This is a genomic window from Novosphingobium anseongense (assembly GCF_037482895.1).
In the GTDB taxonomy this organism is placed as follows: domain Bacteria; phylum Pseudomonadota; class Alphaproteobacteria; order Sphingomonadales; family Sphingomonadaceae; genus Novosphingobium; species Novosphingobium anseongense.
The window spans coordinates 739,739-757,059 of the sequence record NZ_JBBHJZ010000002.1; the positions used below are offsets into that span (position 1 = coordinate 739,739).

Below are 17,321 nucleotides of genomic sequence, written 5' to 3' on the forward strand. Positions count from 1 at the left end.
CTGTCGAATGTGGCGGAGCCCAACCTTCCCTCGTCACCCTGAACTTGTTTCAGGGTCCATTTCTCGACTGCAACCTAGGCCCGGTTCGGCAGCGCGGTCGTGTCGTCTGGGGTCTTCGCACCGGCTGAGCGTGCGGCGCGATGGCCCCTGAAACAAGTTCAGGGTGACGGTATGGGTTGGGGACGTGTCGCCCCACTCTCCGCCCCCCGTCTCCACCACCGCCCCCTCCAAACCGGGGCGGAACGCGGTTGCCCTTCGCCGGTCCGTCTGCCACCAATCGCGCGTGACGAGGGCTGGTGGAGAGATCGCGGGCTCGACGGCCGCGCAGGACGCGGCGCGCGACTGGCAGGCGCTGCGCGCCGATGACGCGATCCAGTACGCGCCGGTGCCGCCCTACAAGCCGAACATTCCCGTCTGGCCCGAATGGCTCAAGCGGTTGATGCGCGCGCTCGGCGATTTCCTCGAAACCGTGTTCAAGCCGCTGGGCGAACTGTTCGGCCTGTCCTGGCCCTGGATGCAGAAACTGGGCATCGCGCTGGCCGGCGTGGCCGTGATCGCGGTGCTCTGGTTCGTGGTGATCCGCCCGCTGATGAACAGGCGCCGAGGCGCCCAGGGCGACGCAGAAACGCCCGCATGGCTGCCCGATCGCGCGGCCGCGGTCGCGCTGCTCGAGGATGCCGATCGCTTGGCGGCCGAGGGGCGCTATGGCGAGGCCGTGCACCTGCTGCTCCGACGCAGCGTCCACCATATCGCCGAGGCGCGGCCCGACTGGCTGAGCCCCGCGAGCACCGCGCGCGAGATCGCGGGACTGCCTTCGCTGCCCTGGGACGCACGTCAGGCCTTCACGGCGATAGCCACGCGCGTCGAGCGCAGTCTCTTCGCCCTGCGGGATCTCGACCTGGCCGACTGGCAGGCTGCGCGCGCCGCTTATGCGGACTTCGCGCTGCAGCGCCTGACCCCCGGTGCAGCGGTATGAGCGCGAACGCCAATCCCTTCTCGCCGCGCGCCGTGATCGCGCTCGTGCTGTTCGGTGCGCTGGCCTTCGTCGCGCTGCTCTACACGATGGGCGCCGGGCTGACCGGCGGTTCGACCAACGACGGTGGCGGCCACGCGGGCGGCAAGGGGCTCAACGGCTATGCGGCTTTCGCCGAATTTCTCGATCGCCGCGGCTACGACGTTCGGCGCCTGCGCGACGTGACGACGCTCGACGATCCCGGGTTGCTGGTGCTGACGCCGCCGGCCGGCGCCGAAGGTGCGGAGATCGACAAGATCGTCGCCGGACATCGCGCGGCGGGCCCGACCCTGGTGATCACGCCCAAGTGGCTGGCCGCCAAAGCCGACGGACCCAAGGCCAAGCGCGGCTGGGTGCAGCTCGCGGGGACGGCATCGCCGAGCTGGCAGGGTTTCCTCGACGACGTCGGCGTCCGGATCGCGCCCTTGGGCGATGGCAAGCACGGCACCTGGACCGGCGGCGGGCTGGCGGGGCGCTTGCCTGACGCGCGCCAGGTCCAGACGGGGACCGGGGCGCGGCTGGTGCCGCTGGTGGTCGGCGGTTCCGACCGGCGCGTTCTGGCCGCCTATCTCGACGACGGCGGTCCCTATCCGGCGCTCGAAGCCCTGGCCGGGCGCGAGGTCTCGGAGGGTGGCGAAGAGGGGAACGGCCGGGCGCTCCAGCCGATCGTCCTGGTGTTCGAACCGGACCTCTTCGACAACTACGGCATGGCCGATCTGGCCAATGCCCGGCTCGCCGAGCGGCTGGTCCACGCCACGACCGGCGGCGCGCGCGCGGTCCATTTCGACCTCACGCTCAACGGCTTCGGGCGTCGGCCCAACCTGCTGACTCTGGCCTTCACCCCGCCATTCCTCGCGGCGACCCTGTGCCTGCTGCTCGCGGCGCTCGCGGTCGGCTGGCGTGCTTTCCTGCGCTTCGGCCCGGCGCGCGCCGGCACGCGCACGATCGCGTTCGGCAAGCGCGCGCTCGTTGCCAACGCCGCCGGGCTGATCCGCCGCAGCAAGCGGCTGCATCTGGTTACCGCCCCCTATGCCATGCGGGCGCGCGAGCGACTGGTGCGCGTGCTGGCGCTGCCGCGCCTGGCCGACGTCACCGCGACCGAGGCCGCGATCGACCGCGCCCTCGCCGCGCGCACGCCCGAAGCCACGCCCTTTTCCGTCATCGCCGAGCGCTTGCGCGCGGCACGCTCATCCCATGAGATCATGAAGGCGGCGCAGGATCTGCACGCGCTCGAAAGGACGCTTACCCAATGAGTGACAGCATGACCCTGGACGGCGTCGGTCAACTGGCCGATGCGATCCGCGGCGAGATCGCCAAGGCCGTGGTCGGCCAGACCGAAACCGTCGATCACCTGCTCGTGGCGCTGCTCGCGCGCGGCCACGTCCTGCTCGAAGGCCCACCGGGCACCGCCAAGACCTTCCTCGCGCAGAGCTTCGCGGCGGCGATCGGGCTCCAGTTCGGGCGCATCCAGTTCACCCCGGACCTGATGCCCGGCGACATCCTCGGCTCGAACCTGTTCAACTTCCAGACCAGCCAGTTCACCCTGACGCGCGGGCCGATCTTCTGCGACCTGCTGCTCGCCGACGAGATCAACCGCACCCCGCCCAAGACCCAGGCCGCGCTGCTCGAGGCGATGCAGGAGCGCCGCGTCACGCTCGACGGCACGCGGCACGAGCTGCCCTCGCATTTCATGGTCGTCGCGACGCAGAACCCGATCGAGAGCCAGGGCGTCTATCCGCTGCCCGAGGCGCAGCTCGACCGTTTCCTGTTCAAGCTGCTGATCCCCTATCCGAGCCTCGAGGAGGAGGCGCGGATCGTTTCGCGTTACGGCGAGCGCTCTGGCCTGCCGAGCCCCGCCGAACTGGGCATCGCCGCGGTCGCCACCCCCGCCGCGCTCGACGCGGCGACGAAGGCGGTGCAGGCGGTCAAGCTGGCCGACAGCGTGACCGAATATGTCGTGCGCCTGGTCCGCGCGACGCGCGACAGCGCCGATCTCTCGTGCGGCGCGAGCCCGCGTGCCGCCGTGCTCCTCGCCAGCGCCGCGCGCGCCAAGGCCGCGCTCGACGGTCGCGACTATGTCGTGCCCGACGACGTCAAGGCGCTCGCCAACTCGGTCCTGCGCCACCGCCTGCTGCTGAGCCCCGCCGCCGAGATCGAGGGCAAGCAGGTCGAGGCGCTGGTCGAGGACCTCGTCCACCAGACCGAGGCGCCGCGCTAGCCGTGATCGTCCCCACCCTCCGCGCCGCGGTGCTGGTCGCGCTGGCCGCGCCGGTCGCGCTGGTGATCGCCGCGGCGGCGCCCGGCGCCTGGATCGCCGGGCCGGCGCTGGGCGGGGCGCTGCTGCTGCTCGTGCTGGCCGACGCGCTGGTGGCGGGCTCCTTGCGCGACGTCACCCTCACCGCGCCGCGCGACGTCGAGGTCGGCGACGCGGCGACCTTGCTCGGCCATGCGCAGTTTTCGAGCGGTCAGCGCAGCCGCGTCGACCTTGCCGTCGCGCTCGATCCGCGCCTGGCGCCCGGCGGCCGCGCGGCCTTTCCGCTGGCGCGCGCCGACGGCGCCTGGCGCGGGACCTTTGCCTTTACCCCAAGCCGGCGGGGCACCGGTCAAGTCGACCGGCTCTGGCTGCGCTGGGCCGGGCCGCTCGGGCTCGGCGCGCGGCAGGCGCAGCGTCCGCTCGACCAGGCCGTGCGTGTCTGGCCCAACATCGGCTTCGTCCGCTCGCCGGCCTTGCAGACCTTCCTCAAGGACGCGCAGTTCGGACTGATCGCCCGGCGCATCCGCGGCGAGGGCACCCAGTTCGAGGCGCTGACCGAATACGAGCCCGGCATGGACCGCCGCCGCATCGACTGGAAGAGCTCGGCGCGCCACGTCCATCTCTATGCCAAGGAGTTCGAGACCGAGCGCAACAACCAGATCGTCTTCGCCTTCGACTGCGGCCAGACGATGTGCGAGCCGGTGGGGGGCGCCAAGGAGGCGGGGGGAGATGGCGTGCCGCGGATCGATCGCGCGGTCTCGGCGGCGCTGGCGACCGCCTATGTGGCGCTCAAGGGCGGCGATCGGGTGGCCTTGTTCGGCTTCGCCGCGCGGCCCGAGGTCTCGACGCCCTTCGTATCCGACAGCCGCGATTTTCACCGCCTGCAGAGCGCCGCCGCCGGGCTCGACTACCATGCGCAGGAACCCAACTTCACCCTGGTCCTGGCAACGCTCGCCGGCCGGCTCCAGCGCCGCTCGCTGATCGTCATCTTCAGCGATTTCACCGATCCGACGAGCGCCGAGCTGATGATCGAATCGATCGGGCGGCTGGTGTCGCGCCATGTCGTGCTGTTCGTGACGATGACCGACGAGGAGCTCGAGGACCTGGCCGTGGCCGAACCCGGCGACATGCAGGCGCTGGCCATGGCGGTCACCGCCGATTCGCTGCTGCGCCAGCGCGCGCTGGTGACGCGGCGCCTGAAGCAGCTCGGCGTCGACGTGGTCGAGGCGCCCTATTCGCAGATCGGCACGCGGCTGATCGATGCCTATCTGACGATCAAGCGTTCGGGGGCGATCGGTTGATGGCGGAGCAGAACCCCGTTTCGGCGATCGAGGCCGCCGCGCTGCGTTCGGACCGGTTCCGGCTCGAGCGCGAGGGCGACTGGCAGCGGCTCGATGCGATCGTCACGCGGATGGAGAAGGGCCGGCTGCGCAAGCTGTCCGACGAGGACGTGCTGGCGCTGCCCGTGCTCTATCGCACCGTCGCCTCGAGCCTGTCGATCGCGCGCGAGACTTCGCTCGACGCCGCGACGCTCGCCTATCTCGAAGCGCTGGTCCAGCGCGCCTGGTTCGTCGTCTACGGCCCGCGCGCCTCGCTCGGTTCGTGGCTGCGGCGGTTTCTCGGCGGCGGCTGGAGTGCGTCGGTGCGCGCGATCTGGCTCGACGTGCTGCTGGCGCTTGGCGTGATGGTCGCGGGCACCGTGGTGGGTTGGCTGCTCGTGGCGAGCGATGCCGAATGGTACCATGCGCTGATGCCCGGCCAGCTCGCCGACGATCGCGTGCCCGGCGCCAGCCGCGAGGTGCTCCACGCCTCGCTGTTCGCCGACAAGTCGAAGGAGCCGCTGGCCGCTTTCGCCGCGGGGCTGTTCGGCAACAACGCTCAGGTCTCGATCCTGGCGTTCGCGCTGGGCTTCGCCTTCGGCGTGCCCTCGCTGATGATGCTCGTCTACAACACCGCCGGCTTCGGCGCGATGCTGTGGCTCTACCACGGCGCCGGGCTGACCACCGACTTCGCCGGCTGGATCGCGATCCACGGTACGACCGAGCTCTTCGCCATCCTGCTCGCGGGCGCGGCAGGTCTGCACATCGGCCGGTCCATGGCCTTTCCCGGCGAGCGTTCGATTCTCGACGCCGCCGCCGAGGCGGGGCGGCGCGCCTCGCAGGTTATGACCGGGGTCGTGCTGATGCTCGTCGTCGCCGCGCTGCTTGAAGGCTTCGGCCGCCAGCTGATCAACGACACGGCCGGGCGCTTCGGCGTCGGCGGCTTCATGCTGCTGTTCTGGCTGAGCTATTTCTTCCTGTTCCGCCGCGACGTCGACGGAGCCGGCACGCCATGACCGGCGTCATCCCCGAGCGGCACCGGCGCAGCGATCGCGACCGGATCATGGTGACGCCCGAAGGCCTGGCCCTGCCGCTAACCGTCGCCAGCCGCGGCGCGCGCTTGGGCGCACTGATGCTCGACCTGCTGTTCATCGGCCTGCTGATCTTCGTGACCATCCTCGCCCTCGCCTCGATGGCCGGGGGCGCGATCGTCGGCGCGGCGACGCGCGGCGACGGCGGCTCGCTCTACTACTCGCTGCAGTTCCTCTACGTTCTCGCGATCATTGCGCTGTTCCTGTTCCGCAACGCCTATTTCCTGTTCTTCGAGCTCGGCCCGCGTGGCGCGACGCCGGGCAAGCGCATCACCGGCATCCGCGTCGCCGCGCGCGGCAGCGGCGACGGCGGCGGCCGCCTGACCGCCGAGATGGTGATCGCGCGCAATCTGCTGCGCGACATCGAGCTGTTCCTGCCCGTGGTCTTCCTCGCGCAGGTCGGCGCCGAGGGCGACTGGAGCGCGGGTGGCATCACCGCCGCGCTGTGGTTCCTGATCTTCGCGCTGTTCCCGCTGTTCAACCGCGACCGGCTGCGCGCGGGCGATCTCATCGCCGGGACCTGGGTGGTCGAGGCGCCCAAGCGCAAGCTCGAGACCGCGCTGTCGGTCGCGCCCGCCACGGCGGCCGCCCCCGATCCCGCAGGCGGCTACCGCTTCGGCGAGGCCGAGCTTGCGGTCTACGGCGAATACGAATTGCAGATGCTCGAACGCGTGCTGCGCGACGATCGGCCCGAGGCGATGCAGGCGGTCTACGAGACGATCTGCGCCAAGATCGGCTGGACCGCGGGCAGCGACGACGCGCGAGCCTTCCTCGAAGCCTATTACCGCGCGTTGCGCCAGCGGCTCGAAACCGGCATGCGCATGGGCAAGCGCAAGGCGGACAAGTTCACATGAAGCTCCACATCGTCGAGGACGATCTCAGCGGCCCCGAGATCGCCGCGCTGCTGCGGCTGCATCTCGACGAGATGTTCGCGTGGTCGCCGCCCGAGTCCGTACACGCGATGCCGATCGAGCGGCTGCGCCAGCCCGACGTCACCTTCTATGCGGCCTGGGACGGCGCCGTGCTCGCGGGCTGCGGCGCGCTCAAGCACCTCGACGGCATCCACGGCGAACTCAAGTCGATGCGCGCCGCACCCGCCTATCGCGGCCGCGGCGTCGGCAAGGCGATCCTGCTGCACCTCCTCGCCGAGGCACGAAAGCGCGGCTATGCGCGCGTCAGCCTGGAGACCGGCCGGCCCGACGCGTTCCTGCCCGCCCGCCGGCTTTACGAAGCGCACGGTTTCGTGGAATGCCCGCCTTTCGCCGACTATGTGCTCGACGATTTCAGTGTCTGCCTGACGAGGACCTTGTGACCGATCCGATTCTCCGCGAAGCGACCGAGGCCGATATTCCCGCGCTGTCGGCGCTGGGCCGCGACAGCTTCGTCGACAAGTTCGGCTATATGTACAAGCCCGAGGACCTGGCAGCCTTCATCGCACAGACCCATTCGCACGAGGCCGTCGCAGGCGAGCTAGCGCATCCCGAGCGGCGCTATTGCCTGGTCGAGAGCGACGGCGCGCTTGCGGGCTACTGCAAGCTGGCGGTGCCGAGCACGCTTGGCGAATTTCACGCGGCGGCGCGGCCGATCGAGATCAAGCAGCTCTACACCGCGCCGGGCATGACCGGCAAAGGCATCGGCGCCGCGCTGATGGACTGGGCCATGGCCGAGGCGCGGGCCCATCGTGCCGATGTGATCCAGCTCTCGGTCTGGAGCGGCAACGACGGCGCCCAGCGTTTCTATGCGCGCTATGGTTTCGTCAAGGTCGCCGACATCACCTTCGAGGTCGGCGAGCAGATCGACGAGGAATTCCTCTTCGCGCTGACGCTTTAGGGTGCGCGGGGGCAATTCTGCGGATCCTCTCCCTTCCCTCGAAGCTATCCCTTCCGTCACCCCGGGCTTGACCCGGGGTCCCGCTTTAAGGCCCAGCGCATCCCTTGCCGCAGTAGCGGGACCCCGGATCGAGTCCGGGGTGACGAGGGAGGGGGCGCCCCTTGCTCCTCTGATGACGCGCTTGCGACCCTACCGGAACTCGAAGCGGACCGTCGCGCTCTGCACTGAGGCCACGGCAGCACCGGTAGCATCGGTCACCGGCGAGGGGTGATAGTCCCGCGTCAGGCTCTCGCAGGCGGCCGGGCCGAGCGCTGGCACGGTCTGCTGGAAGCGCCGACGCTCGGCGGCCAGCGGCGTGCACTGGCTGACCGTGCCGGTGCCGTCGACGAGGAAGGCGACGCGCGCGAAGGCCGGGCCGGTCACGCCTTCGGGCAGGCTGTTGACCGCGACGGCCAGCTTCGAACGATCGGGACGCGAGCGCTGCTTGCCGGGCATCAGGAAGCTGGCGACGGCTTCATAGGTGCCGGCGACGGCGCGGCCCTGATCGTCCTTCGCGGGGAGGAAGCGCGCGCGCTTCATCACCAGCGCGCAGACGTCATGATCGAGATCACTCTTTTCATCGGGCGTGCAGCGGAGCGGGGTGCCGTCGGCCGCCACGTCGATCGTGTAGGTGACATGGCCGCGCTCGGCCACGCGCATCGCGGTCTTGGGATTGTCCTTGCTGTTGAACCAGGTGTTCGGTTCGACGGGGGTGGCGGGCGATACGGCCGCGCCGGCGAGGACGATGGACAACCAGGCGCTCATGAGATCGGCTCCTCCGCGATAGCGTGATGCCGAATGGCCGATGGCGTCGCCTGCGTCGAGATGCGCCGAAAGGCTATCCCCGAACAAATGCGAATCGTTCGCAAACACGCCGGCTGGCTTGGTGTTTTCCTAAAGCCTGCCCACCTGCTATGGCGCGGGGCATGAGCCTTCCCGTCACATTCGCGGTCCAAAGGTCTGTCGGCCCCCTCGGATCTCGTCATGCCCCGCATTTTGAAACGCAGGATCGCGTCACCTTTGTCACTTTCGTCATCTTTGAATTAGAAACGCGGAATTAATCGATGTCTTCGATCAGACCCTGGCGCGATATCGCGCGCCGCAAGAGCCGGCAGATCATGGTGGGTTCGGTGCCCGTCGGCGGCGATGCGCCGATCACCGTGCAGACGATGACCAACACGCTGACCTCCGACGCCAAGGCGACGATCGATCAGATCCGTCGCTGCGAGGATGCGGGCGCCGATCTGATCCGCGTCTCCTGCCCCGATGTCGAATCGACCGCAGCCTTCCGCGAGATCGCGCGTGCTGCGCGCGTGCCGCTGATCGCCGACATCCATTTCCACTACAAGCGGGCGCTCGAGGCGGCCGATGCCGGTGCCGCCTGCCTGCGCATCAATCCGGGCAACATCGGCTCGTCCGATCGCGTCGCCGAGGTCGTCCGCGCGGCCAAGGCCAACGGCTGCGCGATCCGCATCGGCGTCAACGCCGGCAGCCTCGAGAAGGACCTGCTCGAGAAATACGGTGAGCCGTGCCCCGAAGCGCTGGTCGAATCCGCGCTCGATCACATCAAGCTGCTCCAGGACCACGATTTCCACGAATACAAGGTGGCGGTGAAGGCCAGCGACGTGTTCCTCGCGGTCGCCGCCTATTCGGGCCTGGCCGATGCGGTCGACTGTCCGTTGCACCTCGGCATCACCGAGGCGGGCGGGCTGATCGGCGGCACGGTCAAGTCTTCGATCGGCATGGGCAACCTGCTCTGGGCCGGGATCGGCGACACGATCCGCGTCTCGCTCTCGGCCGAGCCCGAGGAAGAGGTGCGCGTCGGCTTCGAGATGCTCAAGGCGCTGGGCCTGCGCACGCGCGGCGTTCGCGTGGTCTCGTGCCCGAGCTGCGCGCGCCAGGGCTTCGACGTGATCCGCACGGTCGAGGCGCTGGAATCGCGGCTCAGCCACATCAAGACGCCGCTGTCGCTCTCGGTGCTCGGCTGCGTGGTCAATGGCCCCGGCGAGGCGCGCGAGACCGACATCGGCCTGACCGGCGGCGGCAACGGCAAGCACATGGTCTATCTCTCGGGCGTGACCGATCACACGGTGTCGAGCGAGGCCATGCTCGATCACATCGTCTCGCTGGTCGAAGCCAAGGCCGCCGAGATCGAAGCGGAGAACGACGATGCGGGACAAGCCGACGCTGCAGAATAAGCTCGACGACAAGCTGGCGCGGAAGGGCGTGGTCAAGCTGCCGCCCGCCAAGCTGCCCGCCGTGGGCATCGGCGCGATGTCGGCCGGGACCCTGGCGCTGGGCTCCTTCGCGCTCGGGGCGATCGCCATGGGCGCGGTCGCGATCGGCGCGCTGGCGATCGGCAAGCTGCGGATCAAGGACGCCAAGATCGATCGCTTGCGGATCGGCTCGATCGAGGTCGGCGAATAGGATGACCTTGTCGATCCGTCCGGCCGCGCCGGACGACCTGCCGCTGATCGCCGCGCTGATCCGCGAACTGGCCGACTACGAGAAGCTGGCCCACGAAGTCCGTTTCGAACCCGCGGTGCTCGCCAGTCATCTGTTCGGCGCGCGGCCGATGGCCGAGGTCGCGATCGGCGAAGTGGATGGCGTGGCCCAGGGCTTCGCGCTGTTCTTCCACAATTTCTCGACCTTCGAGGGCAAGCCGGGGATCTACCTCGAAGACCTTTTCGTGCGGCCCGAGGCGCGCGGCGCGGGGCTCGGCAAGGCGCTGCTGGCCCACCTTGCCGCATTGGCCGTGCAGCGCGGTTGCGCCCGGCTCGAATGGTCGGTGCTCGACTGGAACGAACCGGCGATCGGTTTCTATGGCAAGCTCGGCGCGCGTCCGCTCGACGACTGGACGGTGATGCGGGTCGACGGGCTGGCGCTCACCGCGCTCTCGCTTCAGAAATAGATGTCGACGTAGTCGGTCAGGCCGTCGCACCACTCGAACGTGCGGATGCGCCAGTAGCGGCGGTTCTGGGTGACCGCGAAGCGCCAGACGTCGCGCTTCTCGCAGGCCCGGCCCGCGTCGGGGGTGTCGGTGATCTTCACCACACCGTCGAACAGGAAATAGTCGCGGCCGATCTCGGTGATCGTGCCGTCGAGGAACAGCCGGCCCGCACCGCCCGCCTGGGCCTGGGCGGCGCGCAGCGTCCAGACGCCCTTGCGGACGCTGACATGCGCGCTGCCGCGGCTGTTCCAGTCGATCCACTGCAAGGTCACGCCCTTGTTCGCGCGCAGCCGCGCCGCCGCGGCGGAATCGTGGATCCGCGTCGCAGGCGCGGTGCTCGCGCCGATCAGGGTCAGCATGGCGAGGCCAAGGAAGAATCGCTTCATCGCGAAAGACTTAGGATCGATCGACAGATCCCGCCAGCGGGGAAACCGTTTCGTCGGGCAGCGGTTAGAGAGCCATGCCGTCGAGCGTCATTCACAGCTATGCCTACGACCGCGCCAGTGCTGCGCTGGAAGTGACCTTCTTCAGCGGGCGCCGCTACCGCTACTTCCTGGTGCCGCCTTATGTCGCGGACGGTCTCGATCAGGCCTTTTCGATGGGCCGCTACTTCAACGAGCGAATCCGCGATCGGTTTCCGTTCGAGGAGCTCGAGACCGCGGCCGAGGCGGCGATCTCCGCGTCCGCAGCTATTTCCCCAGGAAGAGGAAGCCAGCGGCGGCCATGATGCAGGCGAAGGCGGCGAAGTGCCGCCAGGTCACGGCCTCGCCCAGCACGGTCACCATGAACACGCCGAAGACGATCAGCGCGATCGCTTCCTGCGCGATCTTGAGCTGGCCCGCGCTCCAGCCCTGGGCATAGCCGATCCGGTTCGCGGGCACGGCGAAGCAGTATTCGATCAGCGCGATTCCCCAGGACACGGCGATCACCATCGCGATCGGGCGGGCATTGGCCACTTCCGGCCCGCCCTTGAGGTGCCAGTACCAGGCCGCGGTCATGAAGACGTTCGAGATGATGAGCAGGATCAGCGTCGGCATGGCGGCCTTGTGCTTTCGCCTCGGCGCGCGTGCAAGTCCTAGAGCGTGGCCTTGATTCCCGCGGCCATCGCCGTCAGCGCCTGCCGGCGCGGCAGCGCGGTGAGCTGCTCGAACTGCGCCTCGTAATGCGCGTTTGGTACGAAGACCGGACCCTCGGCGATGTTGTCGAGCGCGAGCCGCGCGACCTCGTCGGCGGGCTGCATGTTGGGCACGGCGGCATATTGCTCGGCATATTTCGCCGTCGCCTCGCTTTCGGTCGCACCGGGGCAGAGCGTCAGCACGTCGACGCCGGTGCCTTGGAGCTCGCCCCAGAGACCTTCGCCGAGCCCGACGACGAGCGCCTTGGTCGCCGAATAGGCAGTCGAGAACGGGCAGCCGATCAGGCCTTCGACCGAACTCGTGAAGATCAGCCCACCTTTCCCACGCGCCTTGAGGCGCGGCAGGAAGCCGTGGGCGAGCTGCATCGGCGCGTGGCAGTTGACCGTGAGCATCTCGGCCATCTGCGCGGCGTCGGTCTGCTCGAAATAGCCGCGGATGTTGAAGCCGGCATTGCTGATCACCAAGCCGATCTCGGCATCGGCCGTCTCGGCGAGCAACTTCGCGGGGGCATCGGGCTGCGACAGATCCGACTGGCAGAGGCGCGAGTGCGTGCCATGCGCGGCGGCGAGTTTGGCCGCGAGCGCCTCGAGCCGCTCGGTGCGTCGCGCCGCGAGTACGAGGTCGAAGCCGCGCTGTGCCAGTTCTTCGGCAAAGGCCCAGCCGATACCCGACGAGGCACCGGTAATCAGCGCGACCGGACCATATTGTTCATGAAATGAATTTTTTGTCATGGGTACCCTCGTCTTCGGCCTTGGTGCTGGCTATGCCATGGCGAGCAGAGGGGGAGAAGCAGGATGGCGGAACTGATCGTCCAGACGAAGGCGGGTGCAGTCGAAGGGGCGGCGCGGCCGGGGCTTCGCCGTTGGCGCGGCATTCCTTATGCGCGGGCCGAACGCTTCGGCGCGCCGGAGCCGGTGGCGCCCTGGCCCGGCGTCCGATCCACCCAAGACTTCGGCAAGCAATGCGCGCAGCAGTACGGACCCAAGGTGCGCCGCGAGACGCTCGACAGCGCCGACTATGGCGAAGATTGCCTCTATCTCAACGTCTGGACGCCCGATGGCGGCGCGCCCGGTCTCAAACCCGTGATGGTCTGGATCCACGGCGGCGCCTTCATGGCCGGCAGCGCCAATCCCTATGACGCTGCGGCGCTGGCGCGCGAGGGCGACATCGTCGTCGTGACGATTAACTATCGCATCGGCGTGCTCGGCTTCGTCAATTTCGGCGATGCCCTGGGCCTGCCGACGATCCCCTCGAACCTTGGCCTGCGCGACCAGATCGCCGCGCTCGAATGGGTGCGCGACAACATCGCGGGTTTCGGCGGCGATCCGGGCAAGGTCACCATCTGCGGCCAATCCGCAGGGTCGATGTCGGTCTCGTTGCTGATGCTTTCGCCCAAGGCGCGCAGCCTGTTCCATGGCGCCATCGCGCAGAGCGGCGCGGTCAGCCTGATCCATGACCGCGAGCGTTCGATCCAGGACGCGCGCCGCTTCGCCGAATTGCTCGGGGTCAACCAGGGCGACTTCGAGGCCTTGCGGACGATGGACATCGCCCGCCTGATCGAGGCCCAGGCCACGGTCGCCAAGGAGATCCGCAACGGCATTCCCGCGGCGCCGTGGTACGATGGCGACCTGCTGCCGGCCTCGCTGGCCGAGGCGCATGCGCAGGAAACGGCGCCCGTGCCGCTGCTCGCCGGGGCGACGCGCGACGAAATTCGCCTGTTCGAACTGATGCCGGGCGACATCCTGCCCTCGAAATGGCCCGATCTCGAAGCGCTGCTACACGGTCAGCTTCCAGCGACGCAGGCCGCAGCCGTGCTCGCCGCCTATCCGCGCACGCGCAAAGGGCGCACCGCGCTGGCGAGCGATCTGACCTTCGTCATGCCGACGCGCAATTTCGCCGATCGCCACGCGCGGACCCAGCCGACCTGGTTCTACCGCTTCGACTATAGCCACCCGATCGCCGGCGCGACGCACGGGCTCGATCTCACGCTGTTCTGGCCGTTCACCGGTTTCAAGATGGCGCTCGCCCGTGGTGGCCCCGACAGCGGCCGGCGTGCTGCGCTCGGCCGACGCATGCGTGCGGACGTCGCCCATTTCGTGCGCCACGGCAGGCCTGGCTCGGACTGGCCGGCCTATGCGCCCGATAGCCGGAACGTGCGGATCTACGGCCTGGTCGATCGGCTGGAGACCGATCCCGAAGCCGCCCGCTTCGCAGCCTGGGCCGGGCGCGACGTTACCCCGGGACTGGTGCGGGGCTAGGCCGGCGAAGACAGCTTCATCAGGACCAGGCCGGTCACGATCAGCACCGCGGCGCCGATCCGCATCAGGCTCGCCTGCTCGCCCAGTGCGACGATACCGAGCGCGAAAGCGCCGACCGCGCCGATGCCGGTCCAGATCGTATAGGCGGTGCCGAGCGGCAACGAACGCATCGCGTAGGACAGCAGGCCGAAGCTGGCGATCATCGTCGCGATCGTGATCGCCGATGGGATCGGCCGCGAGAAGCCGTCGGACAGCTTCATCGCATAGGCCCAGACCACTTCGAGCAGGCCGGCGATTATCAGACAGAACCAGGCCATCACGGCACCCTTTGGCGTAGCCGCCGGGCCGTCCCGGACTTCAGCCTGCATGCAGGGGAGGACGTGGCCTCGCTGCCCGGCATATAGTTTCCGGTCCCATCGGTTCAACCCGCAAGGCGCGCGGCCAAGGGGCAGAAAACCGTCCGACGAACAGCGTTTTCCCTATGATCGCCCTGTCGCTGAACATGAGTTCAAAAAAATGAGATAGTCTCGCTCAATGGCCTCGCGCGCTGATCGAGAGCCGAGCAAGGGGATACATCTGGGCTTGCTCGGCCCGTTCTCCGCTCGAGTAGATGCGCGCGGGCGCACCGTCTCGAAACCGCTGATTCGCGGCGTTCAAATTGCCAATGAAGCAAATTCGATTCATTTTGAAGATCAATGCAATATTCGACGGTCAATGTCATCATTGGCGACAATTGCGACTGTTGCCGCGAAAGCACATAGGCACCACTCTCCTCGTAATTTCCCGTAATATTGGCGGATGATCGCGTTAACGCTGTCTTGCCTAGCGCCCCGTTCACCAAGTTCAAACAGGGACAATGGGGACAACATGAAACTGAAATATCTTCTTCTCGCCGCAGCCGTCGCCTTCCCGGCTTCGGCCTACGCTGAGGATGCCGGCGCCGCCAAGGATACGCAGGTCGAAGCCGGATCGAGCCCATCCGCCGATGCTGCGCAGCCGACCAAGCGCGCCTTCACCACGGGCGTCGCCCGCGGCCGCGACCTGCTCGACAGCGCCATCTCGACCAGCTCGCTCGACGAGAGCGAGATCCAGAAGTTCGCACCGCGTTCGGTCAGCGAGATCTTTCGCAATATCCCGGGCATGCGCTCGGAAGCCTATGCGGGTGAGGGCTACTCGAGCATCTCGATCCGCGGCCTGCCGATCGCGCTGGGCGGTGCCAAGTTCCTGCAGTTGCAGGAAGACGGCCTGCCGGTTCTCGAATTCGGCGACATCGCCTTCGGCAACGCCGACCAGTTCCTGCGTGCCGACCTGACGCTGTCGCAGGTTCAGGCGATCCGCGGCGGTTCGGCCTCGACCTTCTCGTCGAACTCGCCGGGCGGCGTGATCAACCTGATCTCGAAGACCGGTGAGGAAGAAGGCGGCGCGGTCGAGCTGACCACGGGGCTCGACTACGAAACCTACCGCATGGATTTCGACTATGGCGGCAAGATCACAGACACGCTGCGCTTCAACATCGGCGGCTTCTATCGCCAGGGTGAAGGTCCGCGCGCAACCGGCTATGACGCCTACAAGGGCGGCCAGTTCAAGTTCAACCTGACCAAGACCTTCGAGGGCGGTTACGTCCGCCTCTACGGCAAGTTCCTCGACGACAAGTCGCCGAACTACAGCTCGGCGCCGCTGCGCGTGACCGGCACCAACGCCGATCCGAAGTATTCGACCGTTCCCGGCTTCGACCCGCGCCAGGACACGATGTATTCGCGCTATCTGCCGTCGAACCTGTCGATGAACGAGAACAACCAGTTCACGCGCTACGACTACACCGACGGCATGCATTCGAAGGTCAAGTCGATCGGCGGCGAGGCCCAGTTCGAGATCGGCGATTGGACCGTGACCGAGCGCTTCCGCTATGCCGACATCTCGGGCTCGTTCCGCGGCACCTTCCTGGCGCCCTCGCTGACCGGCCCGGCTTCGGTGGTCACGGGCATCTGGGGCGGCCCCGGTGCGGTGCTCAGCTATGCCAACGGCCCGCTCGCCGGCCAGGTCATCACCAGCCCGTCGACGCTCAACGGCAACGGCCTGGTCTCGTCGACCACGCTGTTCGACGCCGATCTCAACGATCTGACCAACGTCACCAACGACATTCGCGCCAGCCGCGTGTGGAACGTCGGTGGCGGCAAGCTGACCGCCACGGCGGGCTTCTACAAGGCCGCGCAGACGATCAACACGACCTGGCACTTCTCGTCGGTGTTCCAGGAAGTGAAGGGTGACGGCCAGGCCGCGCTGTTGAACCTGACCTCGGCCGCTGGCGTGCCGCTGACGCTCAACGGGTTCTATGGCTTCGGTTCGACCTTCTTCGGCAATTCGCGCCGCAGCATCTACGACACCGATTATTCGGTGAACGCGCCCTATGCCTCGCTGAACTACCATGTCGGCGCGCTCGCGATCGGCGGTTCGATCCGTTACGACTTCGGCACGGCCCGCGGTCAGGTGTTCGGTGCCGACCTCGGCGGTGGCCGTACGGGCATCACCTCGTACGACGTGAACGGCGACGGCGTGATCTCGGCCGCCGAAACGCGCGTGGCGATCTACCCGCTGACGCGCCCGGCACCGGTCAACTACAACTACGACTACCTCTCGTACTCGCTGGGCGTGAACTATCGCCTCGCCGACGACATGTCGGTCTTCGCGCGCTACAGCCGTGGTGGCCGCGCCAATGCCGACCGCATCCTGTTCTCGAACTACATCAACGCCACCGACGGCAGCCTTGCCCGCAAGGACGCCGCCTACGATCCAGTCACCCAGGCCGAAGCGGGCGTGAAGTATCGCGGCCAGGACGCCGAGCTCTACGTCACGGGCTTCTTCGCCAAGACCAAGGAGCACAACATCGGTCTCGACCGCTCGTATCGCGCCTATGGCGTCGAGCTCGAGGGTTCGATCAAGAAGGGTCCGTTCCGCCTGAACGCGGGCGCGACCTACACCAAGGCCGAGATCACCAAGGACGCTCTGGTCGCCGCCACGGTGGGCAATACGCCGAAGCATCAGGCTGATCTGATCTTCCAGGTCACGCCGCAGATAGAGACCGAGCGCTTCACCATCGGTGCGAACTTCCTCGGCACTACCAGCAGCTATGCCGGTGACAACGACGGCCTGAAGATGCCCGGCTACACGCTGGTCAACGGCTTCGTGCAGTACCGCGTCACCGACCGCGTGCAGCTGTCGGTCAACGCCAACAACCTGTTCAACAAGCTGGCGATCATCGAAGCCCAGGACACCACGATCCCCGCCACGGGAATCGTCCAGGCGCGCACGGCCAACGGCCGGACGGTCTCCGCTTCGCTGCGGTTCGACTTCTAAGGCCGAGGATCGGCCGGAGCGCTAGCCCTCCCCAAGCTCCGGCCGGCTCCTCAAACCAGTGGAAGCGGCATCGGCCTC

Annotated in this window: 19 protein-coding genes; 14 read left to right on the forward strand and 5 right to left on the reverse strand. The window is 67.9% G+C overall.

All coding sequences use genetic code 11. The features are described from left to right. Nucleotides 1-283: 283 nt before the first annotated feature. From WG901_RS12250 to WG901_RS12285, 8 genes are read left to right on the forward strand one after another with little or no spacing between them, the layout of a single operon-like run. Nucleotides 284-976 (forward strand): hypothetical protein, encoded by a 693-nt coding sequence (locus WG901_RS12250; RefSeq protein WP_339587351.1) that lies wholly within the window; start codon nt 284-286, stop codon nt 974-976. Further along, a complete protein-coding gene (locus tag WG901_RS12255; protein ID WP_339587352.1) occupies nt 973-2,265 on the forward strand; it encodes a DUF4350 domain-containing protein in 1,293 nt (430 codons plus the stop codon). The genes WG901_RS12250 and WG901_RS12255 overlap by 4 nt, the downstream gene beginning before the upstream one ends. Before the next feature lie 8 nt (nt 2,266-2,273). Continuing rightward, nucleotides 2,274-3,230 carry an AAA family ATPase gene (locus WG901_RS12260; RefSeq protein ID WP_339587353.1) on the forward strand — a complete coding sequence of 319 codons (957 nt, stop codon included), beginning with the start codon at nt 2,274-2,276 and terminating at the stop codon, nt 3,228-3,230. Between the two features lie 2 nt (nt 3,231-3,232). After that, a complete protein-coding gene (locus tag WG901_RS12265) occupies nt 3,233-4,567 on the forward strand; it encodes a DUF58 domain-containing protein (protein ID WP_339587354.1) in 1,335 nt (444 codons plus the stop codon). Further along, nucleotides 4,567-5,601, forward strand: a complete 1,035-nt coding sequence (locus WG901_RS12270; RefSeq protein WP_339587355.1) for a stage II sporulation protein M — start codon at nt 4,567-4,569, stop codon at nt 5,599-5,601. Before WG901_RS12265 ends, WG901_RS12270 begins: the two co-directional genes overlap by 1 nt. Beyond that, a complete protein-coding gene (locus WG901_RS12275; protein WP_339587356.1) occupies nt 5,598-6,530 on the forward strand; it encodes an RDD family protein in 933 nt (310 codons plus the stop codon). Before WG901_RS12270 ends, WG901_RS12275 begins: the two co-directional genes overlap by 4 nt. Further along, nucleotides 6,527-6,988, forward strand: a complete 462-nt coding sequence (locus WG901_RS12280) for a GNAT family N-acetyltransferase (RefSeq protein ID WP_339587357.1) — start codon at nt 6,527-6,529, stop codon at nt 6,986-6,988. The genes WG901_RS12275 and WG901_RS12280 overlap by 4 nt, the downstream gene beginning before the upstream one ends. Continuing rightward, a complete protein-coding gene (locus tag WG901_RS12285; RefSeq protein WP_339587358.1) occupies nt 6,985-7,506 on the forward strand; it encodes a GNAT family N-acetyltransferase in 522 nt (173 codons plus the stop codon). Before WG901_RS12280 ends, WG901_RS12285 begins: the two co-directional genes overlap by 4 nt. Nucleotides 7,507-7,695: 189 nt before the next feature. Here WG901_RS12285 and WG901_RS12290 read toward each other — a convergent pair whose 3' ends face one another. Beyond that, nucleotides 7,696-8,310 (reverse strand): energy transducer TonB, encoded by a 615-nt coding sequence (locus tag WG901_RS12290; RefSeq protein WP_339587359.1) that lies wholly within the window; start codon nt 8,308-8,310, stop codon nt 7,696-7,698. A gap of 299 nt (nt 8,311-8,609) precedes the next feature. Here WG901_RS12290 and ispG point away from each other — a divergent pair, with 299 nt between their 5' ends. The 3 genes from ispG to WG901_RS12305 are packed head-to-tail and all read left to right on the forward strand — an operon-like array spanning nt 8,610 to nt 10,456. Next, entirely contained in the window at nt 8,610-9,743 is a 1,134-nt protein-coding gene (gene ispG, locus WG901_RS12295; protein WP_339587360.1) for a flavodoxin-dependent (E)-4-hydroxy-3-methylbut-2-enyl-diphosphate synthase, read from the forward strand. Next, nucleotides 9,715-9,972 carry a hypothetical protein gene (locus WG901_RS12300; protein WP_339587361.1) on the forward strand — a complete coding sequence of 86 codons (258 nt, stop codon included), beginning with the start codon at nt 9,715-9,717 and terminating at the stop codon, nt 9,970-9,972. Before ispG ends, WG901_RS12300 begins: the two co-directional genes overlap by 29 nt. Nucleotide 9,973: 1 nt before the next feature. Continuing rightward, the gene (locus WG901_RS12305) at nt 9,974-10,456 is read left to right on the forward strand and encodes a GNAT family N-acetyltransferase (RefSeq protein ID WP_339587362.1); all 483 of its coding nucleotides are present in this window, start codon (nt 9,974-9,976) and stop codon (nt 10,454-10,456) included. On the opposite strand, the gene WG901_RS12310 is transcribed toward WG901_RS12305, so the two are convergent. After that, entirely contained in the window at nt 10,447-10,881 is a 435-nt protein-coding gene (locus WG901_RS12310; RefSeq protein ID WP_339587363.1) for a hypothetical protein, read from the reverse strand. The two genes, WG901_RS12305 and WG901_RS12310, sit on opposite strands and share 10 nt — an antisense overlap. 74 nt (nt 10,882-10,955) lie before the next feature. Here WG901_RS12310 and WG901_RS12315 point away from each other — a divergent pair, with 74 nt between their 5' ends. After that, nucleotides 10,956-11,222 carry a KTSC domain-containing protein gene (locus WG901_RS12315; RefSeq protein ID WP_339587364.1) on the forward strand — a complete coding sequence of 89 codons (267 nt, stop codon included), beginning with the start codon at nt 10,956-10,958 and terminating at the stop codon, nt 11,220-11,222. Here the strand turns inward: WG901_RS12315 and WG901_RS12320 are convergent. Together WG901_RS12320 and WG901_RS12325 are read right to left on the reverse strand one after the other, a co-directional pair. Next, the gene (locus WG901_RS12320) at nt 11,185-11,532 is read right to left on the reverse strand and encodes a DMT family protein (RefSeq protein WP_339587365.1); all 348 of its coding nucleotides are present in this window, start codon (nt 11,530-11,532) and stop codon (nt 11,185-11,187) included. The two genes, WG901_RS12315 and WG901_RS12320, sit on opposite strands and share 38 nt — an antisense overlap. A 38-nt stretch (nt 11,533-11,570) precedes the next feature. Then, on the reverse strand, nt 11,571-12,362 hold the full coding sequence (locus WG901_RS12325) for an SDR family NAD(P)-dependent oxidoreductase (protein WP_339587366.1): 792 nt from the start codon (nt 12,360-12,362) through the stop codon (nt 11,571-11,573). A gap of 63 nt (nt 12,363-12,425) precedes the next feature. Between WG901_RS12325 and WG901_RS12330 the strand changes: the two genes are divergently transcribed. Next, nucleotides 12,426-13,889, forward strand: coding sequence for a carboxylesterase/lipase family protein (locus WG901_RS12330; RefSeq protein WP_339587367.1), 1,464 nt, complete (start codon nt 12,426-12,428; stop codon nt 13,887-13,889). On the opposite strand, the gene sugE is transcribed toward WG901_RS12330, so the two are convergent. Beyond that, complete coding sequence (gene sugE, locus WG901_RS12335) at nt 13,886-14,206, reverse strand: quaternary ammonium compound efflux SMR transporter SugE (protein WP_339587368.1); 321 nt, start codon at nt 14,204-14,206, stop codon at nt 13,886-13,888. The two genes, WG901_RS12330 and sugE, sit on opposite strands and share 4 nt — an antisense overlap. Before the next feature lie 550 nt (nt 14,207-14,756). On the opposite strand from sugE, the gene WG901_RS12340 reads away from it, so the two are divergent. Continuing rightward, nucleotides 14,757-17,243 carry a TonB-dependent receptor domain-containing protein gene (locus WG901_RS12340; protein WP_339587369.1) on the forward strand — a complete coding sequence of 829 codons (2,487 nt, stop codon included), beginning with the start codon at nt 14,757-14,759 and terminating at the stop codon, nt 17,241-17,243. Nucleotides 17,244-17,321 lie beyond the last annotated feature (78 nt).

Bases quoted from the DNA above. Each gene is read 5' to 3' on its own strand.
- WG901_RS12255 (WP_339587352.1), top strand. From the start codon at position 973: ATGAGCGCGAACGCCAATCCCTTCTCGCCGCGCGCCGTGATCGCGCTC.
- WG901_RS12260 (WP_339587353.1), top strand. From the start codon at position 2,274: ATGACCCTGGACGGCGTCGGTCAACTGGCCGATGCGATCCGCGGCGAG.
- WG901_RS12270 (WP_339587355.1), top strand. From the start codon at position 4,567: ATGGCGGAGCAGAACCCCGTTTCGGCGATCGAGGCCGCCGCGCTGCGT.
- WG901_RS12275 (WP_339587356.1), top strand. From the start codon at position 5,598: ATGACCGGCGTCATCCCCGAGCGGCACCGGCGCAGCGATCGCGACCGG.
- WG901_RS12280 (WP_339587357.1), top strand. From the start codon at position 6,527: ATGAAGCTCCACATCGTCGAGGACGATCTCAGCGGCCCCGAGATCGCC.
- WG901_RS12290 (WP_339587359.1), bottom strand. From the start codon at position 8,310: ATGAGCGCCTGGTTGTCCATCGTCCTCGCCGGCGCGGCCGTATCGCCC.
- ispG (WP_339587360.1), top strand. From the start codon at position 8,610: ATGTCTTCGATCAGACCCTGGCGCGATATCGCGCGCCGCAAGAGCCGG.
- WG901_RS12300 (WP_339587361.1), top strand. From the start codon at position 9,715: ATGCGGGACAAGCCGACGCTGCAGAATAAGCTCGACGACAAGCTGGCG.
- WG901_RS12305 (WP_339587362.1), top strand. From the start codon at position 9,974: ATGACCTTGTCGATCCGTCCGGCCGCGCCGGACGACCTGCCGCTGATC.
- WG901_RS12310 (WP_339587363.1), bottom strand. From the start codon at position 10,881: ATGAAGCGATTCTTCCTTGGCCTCGCCATGCTGACCCTGATCGGCGCG.
- WG901_RS12315 (WP_339587364.1), top strand. From the start codon at position 10,956: ATGCCGTCGAGCGTCATTCACAGCTATGCCTACGACCGCGCCAGTGCT.
- WG901_RS12320 (WP_339587365.1), bottom strand. From the start codon at position 11,532: ATGCCGACGCTGATCCTGCTCATCATCTCGAACGTCTTCATGACCGCG.
- WG901_RS12325 (WP_339587366.1), bottom strand. From the start codon at position 12,362: ATGACAAAAAATTCATTTCATGAACAATATGGTCCGGTCGCGCTGATT.
- WG901_RS12330 (WP_339587367.1), top strand. From the start codon at position 12,426: ATGGCGGAACTGATCGTCCAGACGAAGGCGGGTGCAGTCGAAGGGGCG.
- sugE (WP_339587368.1), bottom strand. From the start codon at position 14,206: ATGGCCTGGTTCTGTCTGATAATCGCCGGCCTGCTCGAAGTGGTCTGG.
- WG901_RS12340 (WP_339587369.1), top strand. From the start codon at position 14,757: ATGAAACTGAAATATCTTCTTCTCGCCGCAGCCGTCGCCTTCCCGGCT.